This window comes from Tenacibaculum finnmarkense genomovar ulcerans (genome assembly GCF_900239495.1).
Taxonomy (GTDB): Bacteria; Bacteroidota; Bacteroidia; order Flavobacteriales; family Flavobacteriaceae; genus Polaribacter; species Polaribacter ulcerans.
In genome coordinates, this window is record NZ_OENE01000025.1 from 1 (window position 1) to 26,737 (window position 26,737).

Below are 26,737 nucleotides of genomic sequence, written 5' to 3' on the forward strand. Positions count from 1 at the left end.
CTTATTTAGTTACAGATGAGATTTTACTCTTATCATTTTTTGTAGAAATGTTAGAATTGAACTAACTGATTTTTATCTTAAAAATCATTCCGAAATCTCTTAATTGTTTTGCTTTAGTGTATTTCTTAAAGCGGTTGCAAATATACATCTTTTAATTTGTTTTAAACAAGTTAAAATTAACTTATTTTTTACATCTTATTAAAATGTTTTCTGCGGATTTTTTAATGATCTTTTGTTAACTTTTAAACTTGCGTTTTGTTGTTAGCGGTTGCAAATCTACGTCCTTTTATTGGACTGACAAGGGCTTTTATTTGTTTATTTTTGAAGTATTTTTTTAAGTGCTGTTTTTTAAGGGGTTGTCTTGTGTGTTTTTTGTTTTTTATACTGTTTCGCTTTTAAAAAGTAGTCTTCTACTAAAATTAACACGTATTAATATCTGAAATTATGGTTTTTTGGAGTGTTAAAAGGGATTAAAAACAGCTTCGAATGTTTTGTATTGCTATTTTAGTAATAGATTTTTATTTGTTTTTTTGATTTTAAGACTGATAAAGTTCTCGATACTATTTTTTTGAAGGAAAAAAATCACTCGAACTGATAGTTGTTGTTCGTGAATAGGAATTTAGTTTTGAATTCTTCAAACAAGAACAAACCTCACAGGTTTTAAAAACCTGTGAGGTTTAAGTTTTACTGCTCGAAATGATAGTGTGAACTTTGCCTAAATTATAGTTGATTTCTCGAATTATCGAAATTAGTACAAATGCCTAGCCCCGATTGACGCTTTGTTTGAGCTCTTTTTTGTTTTTTTTCTTCAAAAAAACAAAAAAAGCGAGTGCGGAAAGCGGGAAATTGCTTCTAAAAAATCGCTCCTTTAATATATAGGTTGGTTTTAATGAAATTCTTGCGTTTTTCTTGTCATTATATATAAGGTGTCAAATTTTCTAATTATTTTACTGCTTCTCCCCTCTTTATTTATGTTGTTCAGATTTGTTTTATAAAAAAATAACAAAATAAGTCTATTTGTTTGAAATAAAACTTTAAGCTGTTTTATTGTTCTTAATTTAGGTTAAAACACTTACCCAAACAGGTATTTACCGCTGGTAATAATAACACTAAAGCACTAACCTACAACACTTAAGTATTAATAACACTAAATAAAACATCGCTTATTTTAGTCAACTTTTCTTTTTTAAAAAAAATATAGCAACAAGTTTTTTTATCTGAGATTAATCTTTAGATTTGTCTTTGTACAACAAATACAAAAATGACGTTACAAAACATCTGGCAAGGTTTCTATTTTTACTTTTATTTTTTTAATAAGGGCTGAGACTTTGTATCGTATTGTTAACTAACAAATATAACTTATAAAGTCTCGATATATCGAGGCTTTTTTTTTGATTTAAAATGAAAAAAATAATAGCAATTCAAGGAGCAGAAGGCTCTAATCATCATAAAATAGCTCGTGATTTTTATGGTACTGGAATTCAATTAAAAGAATGTATGTCTTTTGATATTTTAGTAGATAACTTACTTGATAAAACAGCAGATATTGGTATTATGGCACTCGAAAACACGATTGCGGGGTCTATTATTCCTAATTATGCTTTAATTGATCAGCATAATTTACATATTATTGGAGAGGAATATTTGAATATTCATCATCATTTAATGGCGCTTCCGAATCAGAAAATAGAGGATATTACCGAGGTTTGTTCACATCCGATGGCGCTTTTACAGTGTAAGGAGTTTTTTAAGAGATATCCGAAAATAAAGTTAATTGAAGATGTTGATACTGCTCAAGTTGCTAAAAGAATTGCTAAAAATAAGCTAAAAGGTGTGGCGGCTATTGCGCCGAAAATTGCGGCAGAAATTTTTAATTTACAGGTAATTGAAGATGGTATTCAAACCATGAAAGAGAATGCTACTCGTTTTGTTATTGTGCAAACAAAGCCAGTAAATAATGACACTCAGAACATAAATAAAGCGTCTTTAAAATTTGAGCTAGATCATAAAAGAGGTAGTTTGGCGACTATTTTAAATGTATTGAGCGATTGTAAAATGAATTTAACAAAAATTCAGTCGTTACCAGTAATTGAAGCGCCTTGGAAATATTCTTTTTTTGTAGATGTTACTTTTGATAATTATCAACTTTATGAAAAAGCAATTGCTATTCTTAAAATAATGGCGGAAGATTTTAAAATATTAGGGGCTTATAAAAATGGAAGAAAATGATTGAAGCAGCAAAAAGATTAGATACCGTACAAGAATACTACTTCTCTAAAAAATTAAGAGAAGTTAGAGAGTTAGCATCCGCAGGAAAACCAATTATCAATATGGGAATTGGTAGCCCTGATTTATTACCTCCTACTAATGTAATTAACGCAATTCAAGAAAGTTTTGCTGATGCAACTGCTCATAAATATCAAAGTTATCAAGGATTACCTGAGTTAAGAAACGCAATTTCTAAGTTCTATAATGAAAAATTTGGAGTAGCCTCTAATCCTGAAAATGAAATATTGCCTTTAATGGGTAGTAAAGAAGGAATTATGCATATTTCTATGGCTTTTTTAAATGAAGGCGATAAAGTATTAATTCCGAATCCTGGGTATCCGACTTATACTTCTGTGACTAAATTAGTGGGTGCAAATCCGATTTTTTACAACTTAAATGATGCTACAGATTGGCAGCCTAATTTTGAGGAATTAGAAGCCTTAGATTTAAGCAATGTTAAAATTATGTGGGTGAATTATCCGCACATGCCAACGGGAACAAATGCGACTTTTCAAACCTTTGAAAAGTTAGTGGCTTTTGGTAAAAAACATCATATTTTAATTGTTAATGATAATCCGTATAGTTTTATTTTAAATGATAATCCTATCAGTATTTTACAGGTTGATGGCGCTAAAGATATTGCCCTAGAACTAAATTCGTTAAGTAAAACCTTTAATATGGCAGGCTGGCGTGTTGGAATGGTTTTAGGAAATCCGAATTTTATCAACCAGATATTAAAAGTTAAAAGTAATATGGATTCTGGTATGTTTTACGGAATTCAAAAAGGCGCTATTGAAGCTTTACATTTATCTGATGATTGGTTTATTGCGCAGAATAAAATATACGAAGAACGTAGAAATTTAATTTTTCAACTTGCCGATACATTAAATTGTACTTATAATAAAAATTCAACAGGTTTGTTTGTTTGGGCAAAAATTCCTGCGGGAAAATCATCCGAAGAAATGGCGGATGAAATTTTATACGGAAAAGATATATTTATTACTCCTGGAACTGTTTTTGGTTCGCAAGGAGAAGGATATATTCGATTTTCATTGTGTATTACAAAAGAAGTTATCAAAGAGGCTATTAATAGGTTTGCCTAAAAATAGGTGAAAATAAAATATCATTTCAAGCGAAAAAAAGCAATGAAATGATGCAAAAAAATAATATGAACGTATTTGTAATTGGTGTTGGTTTAATTGGTGGAAGTATGGTTTTAGATATTCAACGAGAATATCCGAAGGCTGTTATTTATGGGATTGATGCCAACGAAAACCACTTAGAAGAGGCGCTGAAAATTGGCGTAATTAAGCATAAAGCGAACTTTAACGACTTGGATAAAGCCGATATTGTTATTGTTTCAATTCCGGTGGATGTTCAAATAGCAATAGTTCCTAAAATATTGGATATTATTACCGATGATTGCCTGGTGTTAGATGTTGGATCGACTAAAGAGAAAATTTGTAAAACCATTGAAAATCATCCGAAGCGAAGAAATTTTTTAGCAACTCATCCTATTGCAGGAACGGAATTTTCAGGACCAACAGCAGCGCATGAAAATTTATTTCATCAGAAGACAAATATTATTTGTGAAGTAGAAAAAACAGCGTTCAAATTGCAAGAGAAAGCCTTGGGGATTTTTTCGAAACTAGGAATGCGTATTCGTTATATGGATGCAAAATCGCACGATAAACATATTGCTTACGTGTCGCATTTATCGCATATTAGTTCTTTTATGTTGGGAAAAACGGTGATCGAAAAGGAAAGAAATGAGCGTGATATTTTTGATATGGCAGGTTCAGGTTTTGCATCAACAGTTCGATTGGCAAAAAGTTCGCCCGCAATGTGGACGGCTATTTTTAAGCAAAACAAAGACAATGTTATCGAAACATTAGACGAATATATTACTAATTTACAGCAGTTTAAAGACGCAATATTGAAAGATGATTTTACTAAAATCCATAACGAAATGGAAAGTACAAATCATATAAAACAAATATTAAACGGCATAAAATAAACGCCACAATAATAATCAAAATGAAAAATACAAAAGAATTAAGAACATGGTTGGATGATATGAGTTTAGCACATCCACTAGTAATAGCAGGGCCTTGTAGTGCAGAAACCGAAGAACAGGTTTTAAAAATAGCACACGAATTAAAAGATTCTGATGTAAATTATTTTAGAGCAGGAATTTGGAAACCAAGAACAAGACCTGGGAATTTTGAAGGTGTAGGTGCTTTAGGTTTAAAGTGGTTGCAAAAAGTAAAAGCGGAAACAGGGATGAAAACTTGTACCGAAGTGGCAAATGCCGCTCACGTAAAATTAGCGTTAGAACACGATATCGATTTATTATGGATTGGCGCTCGCTCTACAGTATCGCCATTTATTATGCAAGAAATTGCGGATGCTTTACAAGGAACGGATAAAATTGTATTGGTTAAAAACCCTGTAAACCCTGATTTAGCTTTATGGTTAGGTGGAATTGAGCGTTTATATACGGCGGGAATTAAAAATTTAGGCGCAATTCATAGAGGTTTTTCTACCTATGAAAAATCGAAATATAGAAATATCCCAGAATGGCAAATTGCTATTGAATTTCAAAACAGATTCCCTGATTTACCTTTAATTTGTGATCCTTCACATATTACAGGAAACAGAGAAATGATTTTCGATGTTTGTCAAACTGCTTTAGATTTAAATTTTGATGGGTTAATGGTTGAAACTCATTTTGATCCTGAAAAAGCTTGGAGTGATGCTGCTCAACAGGTTACGCCTACAAAATTAAAGCAAATAATGGAAGATTTGAAGATTAGAAAAGCCACTGAAACTGATTCTGGCTATAGAGAATCTTTAGACAATTTACGAGCTCAAATTAACGTAATTGATGGGCAGTTGATAGAAACAATGGCTAAAAGAATGAAAATAGCCGATAAAATTGGTGCTTTAAAGAAGGAGAAAAATGTTGCTGTTTTACAGTCTAGACGTTGGAATGAAATTCTTGGAAACATGATTTTAGAAGGTGAAAGCAAAGGCTTAAGCGAAGAATTTGTTTTAAAAATGTTTAAAGCAATTCATCAAGAATCTATCAATCATCAAGAAAAAATTATTAAAGGATAAAATAATAACAGTTGTTTTTTGGGCGTTACCACAAGGGTCAGGCTTTCGTTACTCGCTTTTTTTGTTTAAAAAAAACAAAAAAGAGCTCAAACAAACCACTCAATCCTTAACGCAACTTAGCAACCTTATTATTGCCTTTTTTAAACTATTAAAAACCTCATAAAATTAAAAAGTTATGAGGTTTTTCTTTTTAACTTCTTTAGAACCTGTTTAAGTTTCACATCCTGATTTGCTAGATTTTTGTCAATTCGAGTGATTTTAATGACTAAAAGAAATTAAAATTGTATCGAGAATTTTATTTTGATTGATTTAGATATTAAAAAGTTCTCGATACAATTTTTTTGAAGGAAAAAAATCACTCGAACTGACAGGTTATTTGTGAATTTTTGTAATAAAATTTTATTGACTAAAATTTAAACGGAATCTTACTAAAAAAAAGAACTAAAAATATAAATCAAAACTTATTATTCCTAGCCCCGATTGAAGCATTTGTTTGAGCTCCTTTTTTTTTCCTTCAAAAAAAAGAGCGAGTGCGCAAAGCGGGAAATAGCTTCAAATTATTCGTTATTTCAACTATTTACTACTAAAACTAAAAACACCGCAACTCACACTTTAATTTTTACATAAATTTCTGCATCTTTGTGGCATGACAGGAATTGTATATAAATCTACAGGGAGTTGGTATTTGGTAAAGTGTGAACAGGTTTTATACAAATGCCGTATTAAAGGAAAATTCAGATTAAAAGGTATCAAAAGTACCAATCCGATTGCCGTTGGTGATCTGGTTGATTTTGACTTAGAAACCAATAACAATGAAGAAACGGGGGTAATTACCAATATTCATGAACGTGATAATTTTATTGTACGTAAGTCGGTAAATTTATCGAAACAAATACATATTATTGCGGCTAATATTGACCAGGTTTTTTTACTGGTTACTATCAATAACCCGCCGACGTTTACCACTTTTATTGATCGTTTTTTGGTTTCCGCAAGGGCGTACAGAATTGATACTATTTTAGTTTTTAACAAAATAGATTCATATAAAGTTGAGGAACGTGGCGAAATTTTATATTTAAAAGATATTTACCAAACTATCGGTTACCGATGTATTGAGGTTTCTGCAAAAGAAAATACGAATGTTGATACTATCAAGAAAATGATGCTTGGTAAAACCTCGATGTTTGTAGGACATTCTGGTGTTGGAAAAACTACTTTGGTAAACACAATTGATAAGGCGTTAAATTTAAAAACTAAAGAAATTTCTGATCAGCATAATCAAGGTAAACATACCACTACTTTTGCTGAAATGTTCGATTTGAATTTAGAAAATCCTCAAGATGCTCGAATTATTGATACGCCTGGAATTAAAGGTTTTGGTGTTGTTGATATTGATAAAGAAGAGTTAGGAGATTATTTTCCTGAATTTTTTGCGTTAAAACAAGATTGTAAATTTAATAACTGTATTCATGTAAATGAGCCAAAATGTGCGGTAAAAGATGCGCTAGAAGCGGACACTGTTTCATGGGAACGCTACAAAAGTTATTTGCAAATTTTAGAGGGCGAAGAAGAACATTACCGAACTGATATTTGGGAAAAAGATAAAGAATAAACAAAGAATAAGCCAAGAATAAATGAAAGCCGTAATTCAAAGAGTAAGCAATGCTAGTGTAACTATTCAAAGTAAAAAAGTTGCTGATATTAATTATGGCTTGCTCGTTTTTGTAGGCATTACTAATGATGATACTCAAGAAGATATTAATTGGTTAGCTAAAAAAATTGTAAATCTTCGGATTTTTAATGATGAAAATCAGGTGATGAATAATTCGTTAATTGATACTCAAGCAGAGGCAATTATCGTTAGTCAGTTTACATTGCAGGCATCTACAAAAAAAGGAAACCGCCCTAGTTATATGAATGCGGCAAAACCTGAAACTGCGATTCCTTTATATGAAGCTTTTATTGAAGAATTTGAAAAGAATTTAGGTAAAAAAGTGCAAACAGGCGAGTTTGGTGCCGACATGAAAATCGAACTTTTAAACGATGGTCCTGTTACGATTATTATGGATAGTAAAAATAAAGTGTAATACTGCTTTATAATTAGCAGTAATTCAAAAAAGAGAGATTCACTTTGAAAACAGCAATGAAAACCCCAAGAATAACATGCTACAAATGCATGATGCCTTCATCATCATGTATTTGTAAACACACAAATAATTTACAAACCAAAACTCGTTTTATTATTCTTATGCACCCGAAAGAATACAAAAAAGAAAAAAATGGAACGGGGCGTATGACGAATCTTCAACTTGAAAATTCAGAAATAATAGTTGGTGTAGATTTCACAAATAATAAACGTGTAAATGAAATACTAACTGAAGAAAAAAATGGGGCTTTTTTACTTTATCCGGGGGAAGATAGCTTGAACTTATCAGTAAATAAAAGTTCAGAAATAAATTCATTTATGGGCGATAATCCTCATATTTTTATTCTTGATGGAACATGGCCTTGCGCTCGTAAAATGCTTAAATTGAGTGAAAACTTACAGCAACTAAAAAGAGTAAGTTTTGATAATAAAATAAAATCAAAATTTAGTATTAAGCAACAGCCTGCACCGCTTTGCCTTAGTACTATTGAATCTGTTTACACCGTTTTAAATTTACTTAATCAAAGTAATTTAGAACAATGTGATACCAAAAATTTTCTTGTTCCTTTTGAAAAAATGATTGACCATCAAATTAAATGTATGCTAAACACAAATAATAAAGAGCTTATCCCTAAAAATGTTTATAAAAAAAATATGGAAAGAAGTATTATTTTTGAACAAGAAAATTAGTTATCTTTTTTGTGAAATTTATAAATATTCATACGCATACTAATTCTGATGAAAATTTTAGTATTTTAAATTGTTATCCTAATTCAACCGATTTTAATACGCCGTTTTCTATCGGGATTCATCCTTGGTTTATCAACAAAAATACTATTGAAGATGAACTTATCTTTATCAAAAAAAAACTACTTTATAAAAATTGTTATGCCATTGGCGAATGTGGTTTAGATCGATTATCCGAAGTAAATTATACACTTCAAATTGCAGTTTTTAAAGAACAGATTAACTTATCAGAAGAATTTAAAAAACCATTAATTATACATTGTGTAAGATCTTTTCAGGAGATAATTCAAATTAAAAAAGAGCTGAAACCTAGACAAAAATGGCTAATTCACGGTTTTCATAAAAATAGTCAAATTGCTACTGATTTAATTAAAAATGGTTGTTTTTTATCCTTCGGAAAAGCCCTTTTATATTCCGAAAAATTACAAGAAGTATTTTTTACTATTCCTTTGGATAAAATTTTCTTAGAAACAGATGATGCAAAAATTGATATCGCCACTGTTTATGAAAAAGCAAGTCGCATCAAAAATACTAGCGTGAAAAAAATACAAGAAAATATACATCAAAATTTTAATACATTATTTATAAAATGAGTTGGTTAGAAAGAACGGAATTATTGGTTCAGAAAGAAGGAATGGAAAAACTTCAAAAAGCAAATGTTTTAATTGTTGGCTTGGGTGGCGTTGGTTCGTTTGCTGCCGAATTTATAGCAAGAGCTGGTATCGGAAAAATGACAATTGTTGATGGTGATGCTTTTGATCAAACTAATAAAAACAGGCAATTACCTGCATTAGATAGCACTATTGGAAAAACAAAAGTAAGCGTAATTGCCGATAGAATTAAAGATATAAACCCTGAAATAGAACTAACAGCAATAGAAGAATTTTTATCGCCAGAAAGAGCTTTTGAAATTGTAAGCCCCCAATATGATTACGTAATGGATTGTATTGATAGCATTACGCCAAAAGTTAATTTAATTGTTGCTGCCAAAAGAAAAAAAGTGAAATTAATCAGTGCGATGGGTGCTGGAGGAAAACTAGATGCCAGTAAAGTAGTGGTGAAAGACATCAGCAAAACAAAGAATTGTAAAATGGCACGCGCCATAAAAAAACGGCTAAAAGAACGAAAAGTAAACAAAGGTATTACTGCTGTTTACTCTGAAGAAATTCAAATTTCCGAAAGTTTACAAATGACTGACGGAAGTAATTTTAAGAAATCTTTTTACGGAACTATCAGTTATATGCCTGCTGCTTTTGGCTTACAGGCTAGTTCTTACGTAATTAACAAAATCTTAACGAAAAAATAATTTCCGTGGAAACTATTTTTAAAGTATCTTTACGCTACTTTATTTAAGTTTATTAATAATCAATTATAAAAAATCAATTAAAATGAAAAAATCAATTCTAGCAATTGCTCTTATCGCAATTACGGCTGTTTCTTGTAAATCAGAAAAAAATAAAGTTACTGCTAACCAAGAGGTTAAAGATATTAAAAAAGTAGAAAATGTAATTAATTCTTACAAAGCAAATATTGCAGAATCTACCGTTACCTGGAAAGGAAACAAACCTACAGGTTCTCATAATGGTACTGTTAGCATTACTAAAGGATTGTTTGAAATTGAAAATAACCTACTTAAATCTGGGGAATTTGTTATTGATATGAATTCAATTTTATGTGCCGATTTAGAAGTTGCTGATGGTAAAGAAAAATTAGAAAATCATTTAAAAGGTGCTGACTTTTTTGATGTTGAAAAGTTTCCTACTGCTAAATTTGAAGTTTCAAGTTCTGAGCTTAAAGGTGGGAAATTACAGGTAACAGGTAATTTAACACTTAGAGGAACTACAAAAAGTATTACAATTCCTGCAACGGTTACTCAAAACAAAGGTATGGCTACTTTTAAAAGTGCTATTTTTAGTATTGATAGAACTGATTTTGGAGTTACTTACAAATCTAAAAAAATTGATGCTGCTTTAAAAGATAAATTTATTAACGATTTATTAGAGATTTCTTTTGATATTAAAGCTAAAAAATAATTTTAGCTACATAAAAAAAGGGTTGACACATTAAAATGTCAACCCTTTTTTTTATGTTTAAATTTTATGCTTCTATATAAGCTTCTACTTCAAAAAGTGTTTTAAAGTGTTTTAATATTTTTTGTTTTACGGCAGCTTCTGAAACTTCATAACCTAATTCAGCCTGCATAGAAGTAACTGCTTTTCCTCTAATTCCGCAAGGAATAATATTGTCAAAATAACCTAAATTTACATTTACATTTAAAGCAAAACCGTGCATGGTTACCCACCTACTTGCACGAATTCCCATGGCGCAAATTTTTCGAGCAAACGGTGTTCCTACTCCTAGCCAAACACCTGTTTCGCCATCGCTACGCCCTGCTTCTAAGCCGTATTCGGCAATTGTTAATATAATTGCCTCTTCTAAGAAACGTAAGTATTTATGGATGTCTGTAAAAAAATTTTCTAAATCAAGTATCGGATAGCCGACTATTTGCCCTGGACCATGATAGGTAATGTCTCCTCCTCTATTTATTTTATAAAAAGTAGCTCCTTTTTCTTTTAATTGTGCTTCATTTAACAATAAATTACTTAAATCTCCTGATTTACCAAGGGTGTAAACATGCGGATGTTCAACAAATAGAAAATGATTGGGCGTGCTAATTTTCAGGGATTTATTTCTGTTTTCTCGTTTTAAAGAAACGATTTCTTCTAATAATTTAGCTTGATAATCCCAAGTGTGTTTATAATCTTTTTGACCTAAATCACTAACTGTTATATTTTTATTCATAAATTTGTATCCTAAAACAATCCCCCAAAGGTAGTAAAATTAACACCAAGCTGTTATAACAATGCCTATTAACAACATTTAATTATGATAAAAAAAAATCCTTCAATACTCTTTTTCTTTTTTATTTTTTTAGCAACAAATTCCTTCTCTCAAAATTTTTGGAATACAGCTGTAAAAAAAGAGACTTCTAGTCAACAAGTTAAACCTTTAAGCAGAAAAAATACGCCTGAAAAATACCGTTTAGCAACGCTAAATTTAAATGGTTTTCAAAATCATTTAACAGGTTTTAAATCAAAAAGAAGTCAAAATATTATAACATTACCTAACCCTGAAGGTAAATTACAGCGATTTATAATAAAAGAAACTTCTTATTTAGCGCCTGAATTAGCAGCTAAATTTCCGATGATTAAGTCTTATTCTGGGCAAGGAATTGATGACCCTACCGCAATTGCTAAAATTAGTTTAGGTGCCAATGGTGTACATGCGCTTATCTATTCGGCTAATAAAAGCATTGTATATATAGACCCTTATACGGTTGATAAAAAACAATATATCATCTATAAAAAATCAGCTTTAAAAACTAAAGAGAATGATTTTAGATGTCAAGTTGAAAGCACGGCTAAAAAAACAATGACTTCATCAATTCAAAAAAGAAATGCCAATGATGGTATTCTAAGAACTTTTAGAGTTGCTATTGCTTGTACTGGTGAATATTCTCAATTTCATTTAAACAGACAAAATATTGCCAGCTCAGCTACCGATGCTGTCAAAAAAGCAGTTGTTTTATCGGCAATTAATACGACAATGACTCGTGTAAACGAAGTTTATGAAAGAGATTTAGCCGTTAGAATGGTACTTGTAAATAATAACGACAAATTAATATTTTTAGATGCTGCTACTGATGATTTAACCGATAATGATGCAGATGCTTTAATTGATGAAAGTCAGGCAAAGTGTGATGCAATTATTGGGGATGCAAATTACGATATAGGTCACACATTTAGTACCGGTGGTGGTGGTTTAGCACAAGTTCGTTCGGTATGTGTTACCGGCTATAAAGGTAGTGGTATAACAGGTAGTTATCAACCGATTAATGATCCTTATGATATTGATTATGTATGTCATGAAATAGGGCATCAATTTGGAGGAACTCACACACAAAATAACGATTGTAACAAATCATCAACTTCTGCCGAACCAGGAAGTGGTTCGACAATTATGGGGTATGCAGGTATTTGTTCGCCTAATGTTCAAGGAAATAGTGATCCGTATTTTCATGCAGTAAGTATTGCTCAAATGTGGGCGCATATGCAAAATAGTGGAAGTTGTGCGGTACAATCAAGCACTAATAACGATGCTCCTACAGCTAATGCAGGTAAAAATGTAAGTATTCCTAAAGGAACTCCTTTTGTTTTAGAAGGAATAGCTACCGATGCGCAAGGACTTAACAGTCTTACCTATAACTGGGAGCAAATTGATACTCAAAAAGCAACAATGCCTCCTGTTTCAACAAGTACAGCAGGTCCTACTTTTAGGTCTTTAAATCCTACAAAATCACCTAAAAGATATTTCCCTATTTTTGAAGATGTTATAAACGGAACTTCTAACCAATGGATTGTTCTTCCTACGGTAGCTAGAGAATTAAATTTTTCATTAACCGTTAGAGACAACAATGCAGGTGGTGGAAATTCGGCAAGAGATGACATGAAAATTACAGTAACCGATGCAGCGCCTTTTACTGTAACAGTACCCAACACAAATGTTACTTGGATTACAGGAGCTTCACAAAAAATTTCATGGAATAAAGGAACAACAGACAGCGCACCAATAAACTGTACAAAAGTAACTATTAAACTTTCTGTTGATGGTGGTATTACCTTTCCAATTATTTTAAAAGAGAATACCCCTAATGATGGAACCGAAGAAGTTACCATACCAAATAATACCACAACACAGGCTAGAATACTTGTAGAGGCTGCCGATAACATTTTTTATAATGTGAACCCAACCAATTTCACTATTAATTCAACAGATCCTACTTTTTTAATAGCCAATAAAACAGCCAAACAAGCAGCTTGTAAATCAGGAACTAATACCTTAAATTATACTGTTAATTTTAGTTTTTTAAATGGTTTTAAAGAAACAGTAACTTTAAGCGCTACTGATTTACCTACCGGTGTTACCGCTAGCTTTACTCCAGCAACTATAAGTGCCAATGGCGATGTTACCCTAAGTCTTAAAAATTTCAGCAACAGTATAGCTCAAGATTACACCTTTAATATTCAAGGAAAATCAGCAAGTGTTACCCAAACAACTCAAGGAGAATTACAAGTAATTGAAGATGTTTTAACAACTGTTAATCCTACTTTTCCAATAGATGCCGATACAGATACTAGCATAGCTCCCGAATTTAAGTGGACCCAAGACGATAATGCTACTGCATATCAAATAGAGGTTGCTACTGATGCTAATTTTTCAACTATTGTAATTGACCAACAAGCGAACACAAACGCATATACCTCAACTATTCCATTCGTTGGTAGTACTAGCTATTACTGGCGTGTAAAGCCTAAGAACTCATGTGCTGAAGGAGCTTTTTCTAAGGTTTATAAATTTACAACCCAAGTGCCTTCTTATTGTGCTTCGACATTTACTGATGAAGCTGGAGGTGCCAACCACATTAGCAATGTAACTTTTAATAGCATCAACAATAATTCAGGGAACGATAAGGTAGATGGTTATGAAGATTTTACTTCAAAAAGCACCACTGTAAAAAGAACAGAATCTCATCAAATAAGCGTTACTTTAAATACCGATGGATACCAAGATCATTGTTATGTATTTATCGACTGGAATCAAGATTTTATATTTAATACTACTGATGAAAGATATGATTTAGGTACTAAATCAGGAGCTAATGTAAATTCAACACATACTATTAACATTCCTGAAAATGCCGTTTTAGGAAGTACTCGAATTAGAGTAGTTTCAGAATATGCTGACCCTACTAATGGCTATGGTGATGGCGCTTGCGATTCAAGCCACAAAGAAGAATGGGGTGAAACAGAAGATTATACCTTAATTGTAACAGAAAAACCTAAGCCAGATTTTACATTAACAAATACTTCAGGTAATTTTTCTATTTGTAATAAAGCGACCGATCAGCAAGTTTTTACCATAGCTTATAAAGCATTGGTTAAGTTCAACGAAAACATTGTTTTTTCAGTTAAAGGACTTCCTGCAAATGCTACGGCTACCTTTTCACCGAATCCTTTTAAAGAAAATGACACCGTAAAATTAACCGTTTCTAACTTAAAAAATGCAGCTATTGGCGATTACCAAATAGTGGTTACCGCTACAGCATCTTCTATTAAAAAATCAGTAAATATTCCTTTTAATATAAACAACACGCTTTGTAAATCAGCAGGGAGTATGAGTTCTCAAATTAGCACAACGCTTGTTCGTTTTGGAAGTATTGATAATACTTCTACAAAAACAACAGGATATACCAACTACGCAGCAATAGCTACTCAGGTTATAAAAGGTGAAGCGTATCCGTTAGTGGTTAATGCAAATTCGGCAGGAAATCAAACGGTACAAACATTTGCTTGGGTTGACTGGAATCAAAATTGTTTGTTTGATGCTAATGAAAAATATGATTTAGGAACAACAAGCAACGCAAATACAGCAACTAAAAATAGTGGATTAAAAATTACTATTCCTTCGGATGCTTTATTAGGAACAACCATTTTAAGAATTGTAACTCAAAAAGAAGGTTCTCAAAATTCAAACGAATGTCAATTAGGTTTTAATGGTGAAGTAGAAGATTATACCATTAAAATTACACCCGATTTTACATTAAAAAGCCAAAAACCAGCAATATCTATTTGTAATAAAGCAGTGAATAAAGTAGCTTATATAGTTGATTTTAAATCATTAAATGACTTTAATGAAAACGTTACTTTCTTAGCAGAAAACGCCCCTAAAAATGCTGTTGTAACTTTTAATCCTACAACAATCAACAAAACAGGGGCCTTTACAGTACATATTGATAATTTAAACAATGCTCCTATTGGAGATTATACCATTAAAATAATAGCAACTGCTGGTTTACTAAAAAAATCAATTAACTTAACACTTGTTGTTAACGACCGTTATTGTAAATCAAAAGGAAATAGCACTTCAAAAATAAGCCTAACCAATGTTCGTTTTGCAGGGATTGACAATAGTTCAACAAAAACAACTGGTTATTCTAATTTTACTTCGGTTACAACACCTGTTGTTAGAGGTGAGCAATATGATTTAAATATTGAAGTTGATAGCGATGGAAATAACGCACTAAAAACCTTCGGATGGATTGATTGGAATCAAAATTTGATATTTGAAGAAAGTGAATCATTTAATTTAACAACAAATAACACTACGATAACCATTCCTGAGGATGCAAAACTAGGTGCAACAATCTTACGTATTTTAACCAGAAAAGAAACTACCGACAAAGAAAATTCTTGTGAGTTTAATTTTGATGGTGAAGTAGAAGATTATACTATTAATGTTGATGAAAGTTTTGCTACCTACACCAATTTATTTAGCGATTTAAAAATATACCCTGTACCTTCATACGGAACACTAACGGTAAACTTTAAAGTAAAAGAAAAAAACCTAACCATCGTTAAATTAATTGATGCGAGAGGTCAATTATTAGAAACACAAACATTTTCAACAATATCTAGTAATTTTAATAAAGAAATTCAATTTAAAAAAGTAAGCCGCGGAATTTACTTTATACAAATTCAAAATGACGGAAAAATAAGTACCCGTAAAATAATGATGAAATAAAAAACAAACAATTTACATCAAAAAAAAAGCGAGCTTAACGGCTCGTTTTTTTTTACAGCAACTTTAAATAACAACTTCAAACAACACGCTAAGAACACTCTAAGTACAACTAGCTATCTGTATAAATTGATTCATTAAATTTTAGCTAGCAATACTTTTTTTATGTAATTTTACCGTATTGAAATTCAAAACATATGCATATAGCAATTGCCGGAAATATAGGCGCAGGAAAAACCACATTAACCAACCTATTAGCCAAACATTATGATTGGGACCCTCATTATGAATCAGTAGATGAGAATCCTTACTTAGATGATTTTTATGGTGAAATGGAGCGTTGGTCTTTTAATTTGCAGGTCTACTTTTTAAACAGTCGTTTTCGTCAGGTTTTAGAGTTAAGAGAGTCTGGCAAAAAAATAATTCAAGACAGAACTATTTATGAAGATGCTCATATTTTTGCACCCAACCTACACGCTATGGGGCTAATGACCGATCGTGATTTTAATAACTATTCATCGCTATTTGAATTGATGGAAAACTTAGTAACACCACCTGATTTATTAATTTATTTACGTGCAGATACCGCTACCCTTCTTGGGCAAATTCACAAACGTGGTAGAGAGTATGAAAATGCTATTAGCGTTGAGTATTTAACCAGATTAAACGAACGTTACGAAGCTTGGGTTAGCGAGTACACTAAAGGAAAATTACTTATTATTGATGTTGACAATTTAGATTTTATCAATAATAAACAAGATTTGAAATTTATTATTGATAAAATAGATGCTCAAATTAAGGAGTTAAACTAAACTTCTTTTAAATTCACTTAATAAAATAGCAGTTGCTGTAGCTACATTTAAACTTTCTGTTTTTTGAATATCACCAAATCTAGGAATCGTTAATTTATGTTTTACAATAGCTGCTATTTCATTTGAAATTCCGTTTGCCTCATTTCCCATTACTAAAACCGCTTTTTCAGGAAGGCTAGCCTTGTAAATATTTTCGCCATCCATATCGGCAGTATAAACCGCTAGTGGTGTTTCTTTCAAATAACTTGGCAAATCAACATACGAAATATGTACTCTTGTTAAAGATCCCATGCTTGACTGCACTACCTTTTGATTGTAACAATCTACCGTGTTTTTAGAACAAACCAACTCGGTAATACCAAACCAATCACACAAACGAATAATAGTTCCTAAATTACCCGGATCATTTACCTCATCTAAAGCAAGCGTAAAATTAGCGCTATTTCGCGCTGTTTCTGTAGGGATTTTAAACAAGCCTAAAACTTTATTCGGGTTTTTTAAGGTACTTATTTTCTTTAATTCAACTTCTGAAATAAGCGTACTTTGAACATTATTAGCAATTTCGAAAGAAGCATCTACCGTAAATATATGCGCTACCTCTACTGATGATTTTAATAATTCGGCAACAACCTTTACCCCTTCAGCAACAAATAATTGATGTTTTTGTCGGTACTTTTTTTGCTGTAAACTCGTTATTAACTTTAAATTGCTTTTAGATAAACTCATTATTATTTTTTTAACATATTATAATCACTAAAAAACAGTATTTTTGATACTTAAATACCAGCCGTAAAGTTAATGAAAAAACTTTCTTTCCTCTTTTTATTAGTCATCTTATTCAGCGCCTGCAGTACCATAAAATTTGTTAAAGAAAATGAGTTATTACTAGCAAAAAATACGGTGTATATTGACGGTGTAAAAAACACCAATCAAAACATTACCGAATTACTTATGCAACGACCTAACGCAAAAGCTTTAGGAGTGCCGTTGTCATTATATTTTTACAATTTAGGAAATCCGAAGGGAGCTAAAACACCTTCAAAATGGGGGATTAAAAACCCTAAAACATATTCGTTTTTTAAAAAAGGATTTTCTGAAAAACAAAGTATATCAGTAGCTAAAGCTCTTATAGGGCTTAATCACTGGTTTTTAAATAGTGGAGAATCTCCTATTATTATTGATGATAAAAAAACAAAAAAAACAGCCGATAACTTAAATGCCTACTTTCAGACAGAAGGCTATTTTAGATCAAAAGTTTCGTTTCAAAAAGATACTATTGGCAACAAAAAAGGAAGTATTTCTTATAAAGTAACAAAAGGAAAACCTTCTTTTTTAAACCTAATTAAAACCCAAATAGCCGCCCCTACCCTTGATTCTTTATATAAAAAATCAAAGGAAGATAGTTTTCTTCAAGCAGGAAATCAATATAAAGATGCACATTTTATTAAAGAAGCAAATAGGCTAGTTACTTTTTTTAGAGATAAAGGAATTTATCATTTTAATGAAAATTATATTTCGTTTGAAAATGATACACTTCAAAATTATCAGAAAACCAAAGTAAACATTAATATTTCTGATAGAGTTATTCCTTTTAAGGTTCAAAAAATAAAAAAAATCAATGTATATACCGATTATACCTACAATAAACGAAACAGCGTTTACAAAGACACTGTTCTATACAAAGGAATTGCTTTTTATGCACATAAAAAATTAAAATACAATCCTAAAATACTTGCCCAATCATTATTTATAAAACCCAATACAGTTTATAGTGATTTTGATAAAAACCTAACTAGAAAACACCTAAGAGGCTTAAAAAACTTTAAAACAACCTCTATTCGATATGATGAATTAAATAACACCGAATTAAACGCAAACATTTTTTTAACACCTATTGAAAAATACACGCTAGGTTTTGATGCTGAATTGTCTCGTTCTAATATTCGAAATTTTGATGTTTCTCTAAAATATTCATTAATTAACAGAAATACTTTTAAAGGTGCTGAAATATTTAAATTTTCGGCATTTGGATCTTATTTTAATTCCAATAACGGGCTTGGCTGGGAAATGGGTGCTGATCTTAGCTTAGAAATCCCTCGTTTTGTAGCACCTTTTGGGCTAAAAAGACTTATTCCGAAGAGAATGTTTCCTAAAACAAAATTTTTAATTGGGGCGGGTAATCAGAAAAATATTGGCTTAGATAATCAGAATATTACCCTCGGATTAGATTATAAATGGATCTACAACAAACAAAAATCATTACAACTAGAATTACTTAATGTACAATACATTAGAAACTTAAATGTTAATAATTACTTTAGCATCTATAATTCAGAATATTTTAAACTAAAAGAAGTAGCAACTGCCTCTTCTAAATATACATTGCCTACAAATCAGCCTGGTAACTCAGCCGATATTTTACAATTTATGCGAAATATTGCAACCGATGGTTCGTTTAAAAACACCCAACCTTTAAAATATCAGAATAACCTTAATATTTTTAACCGATACAACATCATTACTTCCGATTTTTTAATCCCTGAGATTGCTTTTACCTACACCTATAATAACCAACAAAACACCAAAGACACCAATTTTTCTTTCCTTAAATTTCGAGTTGCTAATGCTGGAAACTTAATGGGAATTATATCTAAAAAAACAAATAATCGAAACCAGAAAACAGTTTTAAAAATTCCTATCGCTCAATATTTTAAAGCAGATATTGAATATAAAAAATATTGGAATTTAGGAAATAATACCGTTTTAGCACATCGCACATTTTTAGGCGCAATTATAACCTATAATAATGCTAGCATTCCTTTTTCACGGAGTTATTTTGCGGGTGGTTCTAATGATATTAGAGCCTGGAGAACCTACGCTTTAGGACCCGGGACACGACAACCAGGATTAGAATACAATATAGGAAGTTTAAAATTTTTATCAAGTTTTGAATATCGATTTAACGTTATTGGCGCTTTAAAAGGGGCTTTATTTGTTGATACAGGAAACATTTGGGACATTACCAATTCTAAATACACAGATGGTGTTGCTAAATTTAACGAGCTAAAATCAATAACAGATATTGCTGTTGGCTCAGGTTTTGGGCTTCGATACGATTTTAGCTTTTTAATTGCACGATTAGATTTAGGCTTTAAAATGCACGAACCTTATTTAAAAAATGACCGATGGTTTAAAAATCATAATTTTTCAAATTCTATCTTAAATATCGGAATTAATTATCCTTTTTAAAAAAAATAAAAATTAACAAGTAGCAAGCAGTTATTGTAAGCAAAAGCATTTAAAATTTCTTATTTTTGACACGCTAAAAACAACTTAACACAACTAAAAAAACATAACACAATGTCTCATACTATTAAAGCTGGAGTTGCCACCGGAAAAGAAGTCCAAGCAATATTTCAATTAGCAAAAGATAAAAATTTTGCCTTACCTGCTGTAAATGTTGTAGGTTCTAGCTCGGTAAATACCGTTTTAGAAACTGCAAAAGAATTAAATGCGCCCGTAATTATTCAATTTTCTAATGGTGGAGCACAATTTAATGCTGGTAAAGGATTATCGAACAAAGATGAAAAAGCAGCTATTGCAGGTGCTGTTGCAGGTGCAAAACACGTGCATTTATTAGCCGAAGCTTATGGAATTCCAGTAATTTTACACACCGATCATGCGGCGAAAAAATTATTACCTTGGATTGATGGTTTGCTTGATGCTAGTGAGCAGTTTTATAAAGAAACAGGAAAATCATTATACAGTTCTCATATGATTGATTTATCTGAAGAACCAATTGAAGAAAACATTGAAATTTGTAAAAAATACCTAGCTCGTATGAGTAAAATAGGGATGACTTTAGAAATTGAATTAGGAATTACAGGTGGTGAAGAAGATGGTGTTGATAATTCAGATGTGGATGTTTCTAAATTATACACACAACCCGAAGAAGTTGCTTACGCTTATGAAGAATTAATGAAAGTAAGTGATCAGTTTACCATTGCTGCCGCTTTTGGTAATGTTCACGGAGTTTACAGACCTGGAAATGTAAAATTAACACCAAAAATATTAAAGAATTCTCAAGAATATATTTCTGAAAAGTACAATGTACCTCATAATACTATTGATTTTGTTTTTCACGGAGGATCAGGTTCTACCTTAGAAGAAATTAGAGAAGCTATTAGTTATGGTACAATTAAAATGAATATTGATACTGATTTACAATATGCCTTTACTGAAGGAGCTCGTGATTATATCTTAGCTAAAAAAGACTATATAGCAAGTCAAATTGGTAATCCTGACGGAGCAGATCAACCAAACAAAAAATATTACGACCCACGTAAATGGCTACGTGAAGGAGAATTAACTTTCAAAACTCGTTTGAAAAAAGCTTTTGAAGACTTAAACAACGTAAACACTTTATAAGAATTACAATAAATTATAACTGATTACACACTGTTATAACAAACTATAAATAAGCACTTAGAAGCCTCTAAGTGCTTTTTTTAATTTATAAAAAGTAAAGTTCGCAAAAATAATTTACATTTGTCGTCGGCTCTTTTCTTAAAATGAATGAGTTAATTACTAACAAACAACAAAACATAAACTAAACTATGGCTTGGTTTAAACGTAAAGACAAAGGGATTCAAACCCCTACCGAACAAAAAAAAGATACGCCTAAAGGCTTGTGGTATAAAACTCCAAGTGGTAAGGTTATTGATACAGAGGAATTAAAGAAAAACTTATATGTAAGCCCTGAAGACGGCTACCATGTTCGTATTGGAAGTAATGAATATTTTGAGTTATTTTTTGATAACAATAAATTTAAAGAACTAAATTCATCACTAACTTCTAAAGATCCTTTAAATTTTGAAGATACCAAAAATTATCCCGATCGTTTAAAAGCGGCACAGAAGAAAACCGGATTAAAAGATGCTGTTCGTACAGCAGTAGGTAAATCAAACGGAAAAGATATTGTAATTGCCGCAATGGATTTTGCTTTTATTGGAGGGTCAATGGGATCTGTAGTAGGAGAAAAAATAGCCAGAGCAATTGATTACGCTATTAAAAACCAACTTCCGTTCTTGATGGTTTCAAAATCGGGAGGAGCACGTATGATGGAAGCTTCTTTATCATTAATGCAATTGGTAAAAACTTCGGCAAAATTAGCGCAATTAGCCGATGCTCAACTTCCGTACATTTCATTATGTACCGATCCTACAACAGGAGGAACAACCGCATCATTTGCTATGTTAGGTGATATTAATATTGCCGAACCAAACGCTTTAATTGCCTTTGCAGGACCTCGTGTTGTAAAAGACACCACCGGGAAAGATTTACCCGAAGGCTTTCAACGATCTGAATTTGTATTAGAACATGGTTTCTTAGACGCAATTTACGAACGTAAAGCGTTAAAGAAACAAGTGAATTTATATATAGACTTGATACAAAATCAACCTATTAGAGCTTAAAATTAAAAGTCAGCAATTGCTGACTTTTTTGTTTTTTATCGACACAAAAACAACGATTCCCACAATGCAACTAAAATTTTATTTGTATCTTTGTAGCTTCAATGAATAGCTCATTGATGTACATAAAAATCATTTAAATAATATTGGAATGTATTTAACGAAAGAAGTAAAAGAAGGATTATTCGAAAAACACGGTAAAGGTAAAGCTGATACTGGAACTTCGGAAGGACAAATTGCATTGTTCACTTTTAGAATTAACCACTTAACTGAGCACTTAAAGAAAAATCGTAAAGATTTTAACACAGAGCGTTCGTTAGTGAAAATGGTAGGAAAACGTAGAAGCTTACTTGATTACTTAAAGAAAACTGAAATCAACAGATATCGTGCGATTATCGTAGAATTAGGAATTAGAAAATAATTCTCACAAAAAGAGGCTCTATAAACGTGCCTCTTTTTTTTATACCTAAAAATTCATTTCTATCTAACTAATAGAAATTTATATAAAAAACTCAAAATTTTTAACAACAATTTTGAATTTCCATTGCAACAACAAAACAACAACACAACAACAACAAACAATTTAAAAATTTAGAATTAAAATTTATGATTCCAAAAGTATTTAGAGAGGTCATTGACCTAGGAGATGGAAGAACCATTTCATTAGAAACGGGTAAATTAGCAAAACAAGCCCATGGTTCAGTTGTTGTGCAAATGGGGAAAGCAATGTTGTTATGTACAGTAGTATCTAGCTACAAAGCAGGAACAGTTGATTTTTTACCTTTAACAGTAGATTATAGAGAAAAATTTGCAGCAGCAGGTCGTTATCCAGGAGGTTTTTTCAAAAGAGAAGCAAGACCAAGTGATGGTGAAGTATTAACCATGCGTTTAGTAGACCGTGTTTTACGTCCATTATTCCCAAAAGATTACCATTCTGAAGTACAGGTAATGATTCAGTTAATGTCGCATGATGAAGATGTTATGCCAGATGCTTTAGCAGGTTTAGCAGCTTCTGCCGCTATTCAATTATCTGATTTCCCATTCGAATGTCCTATTTCTGAAGCACGTGTTGCTAGAGTAAATGGTGAATTTGTAATCAACCCAAACAGAGCTCAATTAGCAGAATCTGACATCGATATGATGATTGGAGCTTCAGCTGATTCAGTAATGATGGTTGAAGGTGAAATGGATGAAATTTCTGAAGAAGAAATGGCTGATGCAATTAAATTTGCTCATGAATCTATTAAAATACAATGTGCTGCTCAAGTTCGTTTAGCGGAAGCTTTCGGAAAGAAAGAAACAAGAGTGTACGAAGGAGAAAGAGAAGACGAAGCATTAGCTGAAAAAATAAATGAACTTGCTTACGATAAGTGTTATGCTATCGCTAAAAAAGGAACATCTAAAGTAGAGCGTACAACAGCTTTTGCTGAGGTAAAAGAAGCAATAAAAGCTTCATTTACTGAAGAAGAATTAGAAGATTACGGTGATTTAGTTGGAAAATATTTTAACAAATCTCAAAAATCTGCTGTTCGTGAATTAACTTTAGCGGAAGGTTTACGTTTAGACGGACGTAAAACTGATGAAATTAGACCAATTTGGTGTGAGGTAGATTATTTACCATCAACACATGGTTCATCAATATTTACTCGTGGAGAAACGCAAGCATTAGCTACCGTTACTTTAGGAACATCTAGAGATGCTAACAAAATAGATATGCCATCTTACGAAGGTGAAGAGAATTTCTATTTACATTATAACTTCCCTCCTTTTTGTACAGGTGAAGCAAGACCATTAAGAGGAACTTCTCGTAGAGAGGTTGGTCATGGTAACTTGGCTCAACGTGGTTTAAAAGGAATGATTCCTGCTGATTGTCCTTATACAGTAAGAGTTGTATCTGAAGTATTAGAATCGAACGGTTCTTCTTCAATGGCAACTGTTTGTGCTGGTACAATGGCTTTAATGGATGCAGGTGTTAAAATGACAAGACCAGTTTCTGGTATTGCTATGGGATTAATTTCTGATGGAGATCGTTACGCAGTTTTATCTGATATTTTAGGTGATGAAGATCATTTAGGTGATATGGACTTTAAAGTAACGGGTACTTCTGAAGGAATTACTGCTTGTCAGATGGATATTAAAGTAAAAGGATTAGGTTACGAAATTTTAGTGAATGCACTAAAACAAGCTCGTGCAGGTCGTTTACATATCTTAGGAAAATTAACGGATACTATTTCTCAATCTAACGAAGAAGTTAAAGAACATGCTCCTAAAATGATTAACCGTCGTATCCCGAATGATATGATTGGTGCATTTATTGGTCCAGGTGGTAAACATATTCAAGAATTACAGAAAGAAACAGGAACTACAATTGTAATTACTGAAGATGCTGTAACTGAAGAAGGAATTATCGAAATTTTAGGAACTGATCCTGCAGGAATTGAAAAGGTTGTTACTCGTATTGAGTCGATGCTTTTCAAACCAACTGTTGGTAATTCTTACCAAGTAAAAGTAATTAAAATGTTAGATTTTGGTGCTGTTGTAGAATATGCAGATGCTCCTGGAAACGAAGTTTTATTACACGTAAGTGAATTAGCTTGGGAACGTACAGAAAATGTTTCTGACGTAGTTAAAATGGGTGATGTATTTGATGTAAAATACTTCGGACTTGACCCAAGAACTCGTAAAGAAAAAGTTTCTCGTAAAGCATTGTTACCAAAACCAGAAGGTTATGTAGCAAGACCACCAAGAGAAAATAAGCCTAGAGATAACAGAAGTCGTGATGACAGAAAACCTAGAGCTCCAAGAGAGCCTAGAGAAGTAAAAAAAGATTAATCATCTCGTTTTAAAACTATATTAAAAACCGCTAATTTTAGCGGTTTTTTTTATATTCGCAAAAAATTATATTGCATGAAAAGCATTAAATTATCTTCAAAATTTACAAATTTAAGTTTATACCTTAGTTTACTTCTTCCGATACTATTAATTCCTACAATTTTAAATACGGTTATAGAACAAGGAATCAACGGTAAAATAATTTTTGGAAGCATCATTTCTTTAACTTTCATTAGTTTTTTAAGCTACTTATTTTTGTTTGTTTGCAATGCAAAAATAGAAAATAACACCTTGGTTTTAAAAAAACAATTTCGCACGCCCGAAACCTATACCTTTGATAAAATTGGCGATATTAGTAGTTTTAGGCTAAAAACAACGAAATACACCACGGTAAAAATGAGTAAAACAGCAGGTGTTTTTGAAAAATATATCATTATTAATTCTAAAAGCTTGTTTTTTAATGATAAAGTTGACGCTCAAGAAAAACTAAAAGAATTAAAACAAATAGCTAAATAATAACTCTTTTTCAGTTTCTTTGTGCTCATTTTATGAAAAAACAACAAATTGCCTATTTATCAATAGGAACAAATCAAGGAAATCGGTTAGAAAACCTTCAAAATGCAATTAATTTAATTGCTGCAAATATTGGTGCTATTCAACAAATTGCTTCGGTATATGAAACACCTTCTTTAGGTTTTAAAGGTGCCGATTTTTACAATACCTGTATTAAAGTTAATACCTGCTTATCACCTGAAAAATTAATTAAAAGCCTTCTTTATTTAGAAGATAAATTAGGTAGAACTCGAAAAAATAAAAGTGGTTATACCGATCGAATTATTGATTTAGATATTTTACTATATACTGATGAAATTATTTTTTCAGAAAATTTGATTGTACCACATCCTAGAATGTTACAACGTAAATTTGTGTTAGTACCATTGGTTGAAATTGCTAAAAACATACTTCATCCAACAGTTAAAAAAAACTTACACGATTGTTTAATAAATTGTAGTGATACCTCTGAAATTTCAAAAATAGAAGCAGTTTTGAAAATACCCGTAACCATATCTGACACCTATAATTACATTGCTATTGAAGGTAATATAGGCGCAGGAAAAACATCGTTAGCAAATATAATCTCTGCCGAGCTTAACACAAAACTCGTTTTAGAACGCTTTGCCGACAATCCTTTTTTACCTAAATTCTACCAAGACAAAGAGCGTTATGCCTTTCCTTTAGAAATGAGTTTTTTAGCAGATAGGTATCAGCAATTAACCGATGATTTAGCACAGTTTGATTTAGTAAAAAATTGTATTATTTCTGACTATTATATATTTAAGTCGTTAATTTTCGCACAGGTTACCTTACCAAAAGAAGAATACACCCTGTATCAAAAAATGTTCGATTTACTTTATAAAGAAGTTCAAAAGCCCGATTTATATGTGTATTTATATCAAAACACCGAGCGATTGCTTGAAAATATAAAAAATAGAGGAAGAGCTTACGAGCAAAATATAGCCGCTACTTATTTGCAAAAAATAGAAGACGGATACAGTAGTTTTATAAAAAAAGCACCTGAATTAAATATTTTAGTAATCGATGTTTCTAATTTAGATTTTGTTAATAATCGAGAAGACTATTTGTATATTATTAATAAAATTAATAATCATAAAGTGTTAAAATAACTAAAAAAAGCAGCTATT

At 31.5% G+C, this 26,737-nt stretch carries 21 protein-coding genes; 19 read left to right on the plus strand and 2 right to left on the minus strand.

All coding sequences use genetic code 11. The features are described from left to right. The first annotated feature begins 1,401 nt into the window (after nucleotides 1-1,401). The 10 genes from DPIF8902391_RS08120 to DPIF8902391_RS08165 all read left to right on the plus strand — a co-directional run bounded on the left by DPIF8902391_RS08120 (nucleotide 1,402) and on the right by DPIF8902391_RS08165 (nucleotide 10,314). Nucleotides 1,402-2,229: a prephenate dehydratase gene (locus DPIF8902391_RS08120; RefSeq protein ID WP_172505521.1), complete on the plus strand. Its 828-nt coding sequence runs from the start codon at nucleotides 1,402-1,404 to the stop codon at nucleotides 2,227-2,229. Beyond that, entirely contained in the window at nucleotides 2,226-3,371 is a 1,146-nt protein-coding gene (locus DPIF8902391_RS08125; RefSeq protein WP_172505522.1) for a pyridoxal phosphate-dependent aminotransferase, read from the plus strand. The genes DPIF8902391_RS08120 and DPIF8902391_RS08125 overlap by 4 nt, the downstream gene beginning before the upstream one ends. Before the next feature lie 65 nt (nucleotides 3,372-3,436). Then, complete coding sequence (locus tag DPIF8902391_RS08130) at nucleotides 3,437-4,285, plus strand: prephenate dehydrogenase (protein WP_172505625.1); 849 nt, start codon at nucleotides 3,437-3,439, stop codon at nucleotides 4,283-4,285. 20 nt (nucleotides 4,286-4,305) lie between these two features. Further along, entirely contained in the window at nucleotides 4,306-5,388 is a 1,083-nt protein-coding gene (locus DPIF8902391_RS08135) for a bifunctional 3-deoxy-7-phosphoheptulonate synthase/chorismate mutase type II (protein ID WP_172505523.1), read from the plus strand. 646 nt (nucleotides 5,389-6,034) lie between these two features. Further along, complete coding sequence (rsgA, locus tag DPIF8902391_RS08140) at nucleotides 6,035-7,000, plus strand: ribosome small subunit-dependent GTPase A (RefSeq protein WP_172505524.1); 966 nt, start codon at nucleotides 6,035-6,037, stop codon at nucleotides 6,998-7,000. Between the two features lie 22 nt (nucleotides 7,001-7,022). Continuing rightward, entirely contained in the window at nucleotides 7,023-7,475 is a 453-nt protein-coding gene (gene dtd, locus DPIF8902391_RS08145) for a D-aminoacyl-tRNA deacylase (RefSeq protein ID WP_172505525.1), read from the plus strand. Nucleotides 7,476-7,531: 56 nt separating this feature from the next. Further along, on the plus strand, nucleotides 7,532-8,224 hold the full coding sequence (locus tag DPIF8902391_RS08150) for a tRNA-uridine aminocarboxypropyltransferase (RefSeq protein WP_256444476.1): 693 nt from the start codon (nucleotides 7,532-7,534) through the stop codon (nucleotides 8,222-8,224). Between the two features lie 11 nt (nucleotides 8,225-8,235). Continuing rightward, nucleotides 8,236-8,874: a TatD family hydrolase gene (locus DPIF8902391_RS08155; protein WP_172505527.1), complete on the plus strand. Its 639-nt coding sequence runs from the start codon at nucleotides 8,236-8,238 to the stop codon at nucleotides 8,872-8,874. Further along, the gene (locus tag DPIF8902391_RS08160; RefSeq protein ID WP_058884330.1) at nucleotides 8,871-9,587 is read left to right on the plus strand and encodes a tRNA threonylcarbamoyladenosine dehydratase; all 717 of its coding nucleotides are present in this window, start codon (nucleotides 8,871-8,873) and stop codon (nucleotides 9,585-9,587) included. The genes DPIF8902391_RS08155 and DPIF8902391_RS08160 overlap by 4 nt, the downstream gene beginning before the upstream one ends. Before the next feature lie 82 nt (nucleotides 9,588-9,669). Next, nucleotides 9,670-10,314 carry a YceI family protein gene (locus tag DPIF8902391_RS08165; protein WP_172505528.1) on the plus strand — a complete coding sequence of 215 codons (645 nt, stop codon included), beginning with the start codon at nucleotides 9,670-9,672 and terminating at the stop codon, nucleotides 10,312-10,314. Between the two features lie 64 nt (nucleotides 10,315-10,378). On the opposite strand, the gene lipB is transcribed toward DPIF8902391_RS08165, so the two are convergent. Continuing rightward, on the minus strand, nucleotides 10,379-11,083 hold the full coding sequence (lipB, locus tag DPIF8902391_RS08170) for a lipoyl(octanoyl) transferase LipB (protein ID WP_058884328.1): 705 nt from the start codon (nucleotides 11,081-11,083) through the stop codon (nucleotides 10,379-10,381). Between the two features lie 84 nt (nucleotides 11,084-11,167). On the opposite strand from lipB, the gene DPIF8902391_RS08175 reads away from it, so the two are divergent. Together DPIF8902391_RS08175 and DPIF8902391_RS08180 are read left to right on the plus strand one after the other, a co-directional pair. Beyond that, the gene (locus tag DPIF8902391_RS08175; RefSeq protein ID WP_172505529.1) at nucleotides 11,168-15,922 is read left to right on the plus strand and encodes a GEVED domain-containing protein; all 4,755 of its coding nucleotides are present in this window, start codon (nucleotides 11,168-11,170) and stop codon (nucleotides 15,920-15,922) included. 194 nt (nucleotides 15,923-16,116) lie between these two features. Then, nucleotides 16,117-16,731 carry a deoxynucleoside kinase gene (locus DPIF8902391_RS08180; protein ID WP_172505530.1) on the plus strand — a complete coding sequence of 205 codons (615 nt, stop codon included), beginning with the start codon at nucleotides 16,117-16,119 and terminating at the stop codon, nucleotides 16,729-16,731. Here the strand turns inward: DPIF8902391_RS08180 and DPIF8902391_RS08185 are convergent. Next, entirely contained in the window at nucleotides 16,723-17,457 is a 735-nt protein-coding gene (locus DPIF8902391_RS08185; protein ID WP_172505531.1) for an RNA methyltransferase, read from the minus strand. The genes DPIF8902391_RS08180 and DPIF8902391_RS08185 overlap by 9 nt on opposite strands. A 72-nt stretch (nucleotides 17,458-17,529) precedes the next feature. On the opposite strand from DPIF8902391_RS08185, the gene tamL reads away from it, so the two are divergent. The 7 genes from tamL to folK all read left to right on the plus strand — a co-directional run bounded on the left by tamL (nucleotide 17,530) and on the right by folK (nucleotide 26,719). After that, entirely contained in the window at nucleotides 17,530-19,980 is a 2,451-nt protein-coding gene (gene tamL, locus DPIF8902391_RS08190) for a translocation and assembly module lipoprotein TamL (protein ID WP_172505532.1), read from the plus strand. Nucleotides 19,981-20,091: 111 nt separating this feature from the next. After that, the gene (gene fbaA, locus DPIF8902391_RS08195) at nucleotides 20,092-21,159 is read left to right on the plus strand and encodes a class II fructose-bisphosphate aldolase (RefSeq protein ID WP_172505533.1); all 1,068 of its coding nucleotides are present in this window, start codon (nucleotides 20,092-20,094) and stop codon (nucleotides 21,157-21,159) included. A gap of 188 nt (nucleotides 21,160-21,347) precedes the next feature. Then, nucleotides 21,348-22,205, plus strand: a complete 858-nt coding sequence (gene accD / locus DPIF8902391_RS08200; RefSeq protein ID WP_058884322.1) for an acetyl-CoA carboxylase, carboxyltransferase subunit beta — start codon at nucleotides 21,348-21,350, stop codon at nucleotides 22,203-22,205. Between the two features lie 148 nt (nucleotides 22,206-22,353). After that, nucleotides 22,354-22,623: a 30S ribosomal protein S15 gene (rpsO, locus tag DPIF8902391_RS08205; protein ID WP_058884321.1), complete on the plus strand. Its 270-nt coding sequence runs from the start codon at nucleotides 22,354-22,356 to the stop codon at nucleotides 22,621-22,623. A 185-nt stretch (nucleotides 22,624-22,808) separates the two neighbouring features. Beyond that, entirely contained in the window at nucleotides 22,809-25,034 is a 2,226-nt protein-coding gene (locus DPIF8902391_RS08210; protein WP_058884320.1) for a polyribonucleotide nucleotidyltransferase, read from the plus strand. A gap of 75 nt (nucleotides 25,035-25,109) precedes the next feature. Then, nucleotides 25,110-25,550 carry a hypothetical protein gene (locus DPIF8902391_RS08215; protein ID WP_172505534.1) on the plus strand — a complete coding sequence of 147 codons (441 nt, stop codon included), beginning with the start codon at nucleotides 25,110-25,112 and terminating at the stop codon, nucleotides 25,548-25,550. A gap of 32 nt (nucleotides 25,551-25,582) precedes the next feature. Beyond that, the gene (folK, locus tag DPIF8902391_RS08220) at nucleotides 25,583-26,719 is read left to right on the plus strand and encodes a 2-amino-4-hydroxy-6-hydroxymethyldihydropteridine diphosphokinase (RefSeq protein ID WP_172505535.1); all 1,137 of its coding nucleotides are present in this window, start codon (nucleotides 25,583-25,585) and stop codon (nucleotides 26,717-26,719) included. Nucleotides 26,720-26,737 lie beyond the last annotated feature (18 nt).

Bases quoted from the DNA above. Each gene is read 5' to 3' on its own strand.
- DPIF8902391_RS08175 (WP_172505529.1), top strand. From the start codon at position 11,168: ATGATAAAAAAAAATCCTTCAATACTCTTTTTCTTTTTTATTTTTTTA.
- rsgA (WP_172505524.1), top strand. From the start codon at position 6,035: ATGACAGGAATTGTATATAAATCTACAGGGAGTTGGTATTTGGTAAAG.
- fbaA (WP_172505533.1), top strand. From the start codon at position 20,092: ATGTCTCATACTATTAAAGCTGGAGTTGCCACCGGAAAAGAAGTCCAA.
- rpsO (WP_058884321.1), top strand. From the start codon at position 22,354: ATGTATTTAACGAAAGAAGTAAAAGAAGGATTATTCGAAAAACACGGT.
- folK (WP_172505535.1), top strand. From the start codon at position 25,583: ATGAAAAAACAACAAATTGCCTATTTATCAATAGGAACAAATCAAGGA.
- accD (WP_058884322.1), top strand. From the start codon at position 21,348: ATGGCTTGGTTTAAACGTAAAGACAAAGGGATTCAAACCCCTACCGAA.
- DPIF8902391_RS08160 (WP_058884330.1), top strand. From the start codon at position 8,871: ATGAGTTGGTTAGAAAGAACGGAATTATTGGTTCAGAAAGAAGGAATG.
- DPIF8902391_RS08135 (WP_172505523.1), top strand. From the start codon at position 4,306: ATGAAAAATACAAAAGAATTAAGAACATGGTTGGATGATATGAGTTTA.
- DPIF8902391_RS08125 (WP_172505522.1), top strand. From the start codon at position 2,226: ATGATTGAAGCAGCAAAAAGATTAGATACCGTACAAGAATACTACTTC.
- lipB (WP_058884328.1), bottom strand. From the start codon at position 11,083: ATGAATAAAAATATAACAGTTAGTGATTTAGGTCAAAAAGATTATAAA.
- DPIF8902391_RS08185 (WP_172505531.1), bottom strand. From the start codon at position 17,457: ATGAGTTTATCTAAAAGCAATTTAAAGTTAATAACGAGTTTACAGCAA.
- DPIF8902391_RS08130 (WP_172505625.1), top strand. From the start codon at position 3,437: ATGAACGTATTTGTAATTGGTGTTGGTTTAATTGGTGGAAGTATGGTT.
- DPIF8902391_RS08150 (WP_256444476.1), top strand. From the start codon at position 7,532: ATGAAAACCCCAAGAATAACATGCTACAAATGCATGATGCCTTCATCA.
- DPIF8902391_RS08165 (WP_172505528.1), top strand. From the start codon at position 9,670: ATGAAAAAATCAATTCTAGCAATTGCTCTTATCGCAATTACGGCTGTT.
- DPIF8902391_RS08215 (WP_172505534.1), top strand. From the start codon at position 25,110: ATGAAAAGCATTAAATTATCTTCAAAATTTACAAATTTAAGTTTATAC.
- DPIF8902391_RS08210 (WP_058884320.1), top strand. From the start codon at position 22,809: ATGATTCCAAAAGTATTTAGAGAGGTCATTGACCTAGGAGATGGAAGA.
- DPIF8902391_RS08120 (WP_172505521.1), top strand. From the start codon at position 1,402: ATGAAAAAAATAATAGCAATTCAAGGAGCAGAAGGCTCTAATCATCAT.
- DPIF8902391_RS08180 (WP_172505530.1), top strand. From the start codon at position 16,117: ATGCATATAGCAATTGCCGGAAATATAGGCGCAGGAAAAACCACATTA.
- tamL (WP_172505532.1), top strand. From the start codon at position 17,530: ATGAAAAAACTTTCTTTCCTCTTTTTATTAGTCATCTTATTCAGCGCC.
- dtd (WP_172505525.1), top strand. From the start codon at position 7,023: ATGAAAGCCGTAATTCAAAGAGTAAGCAATGCTAGTGTAACTATTCAA.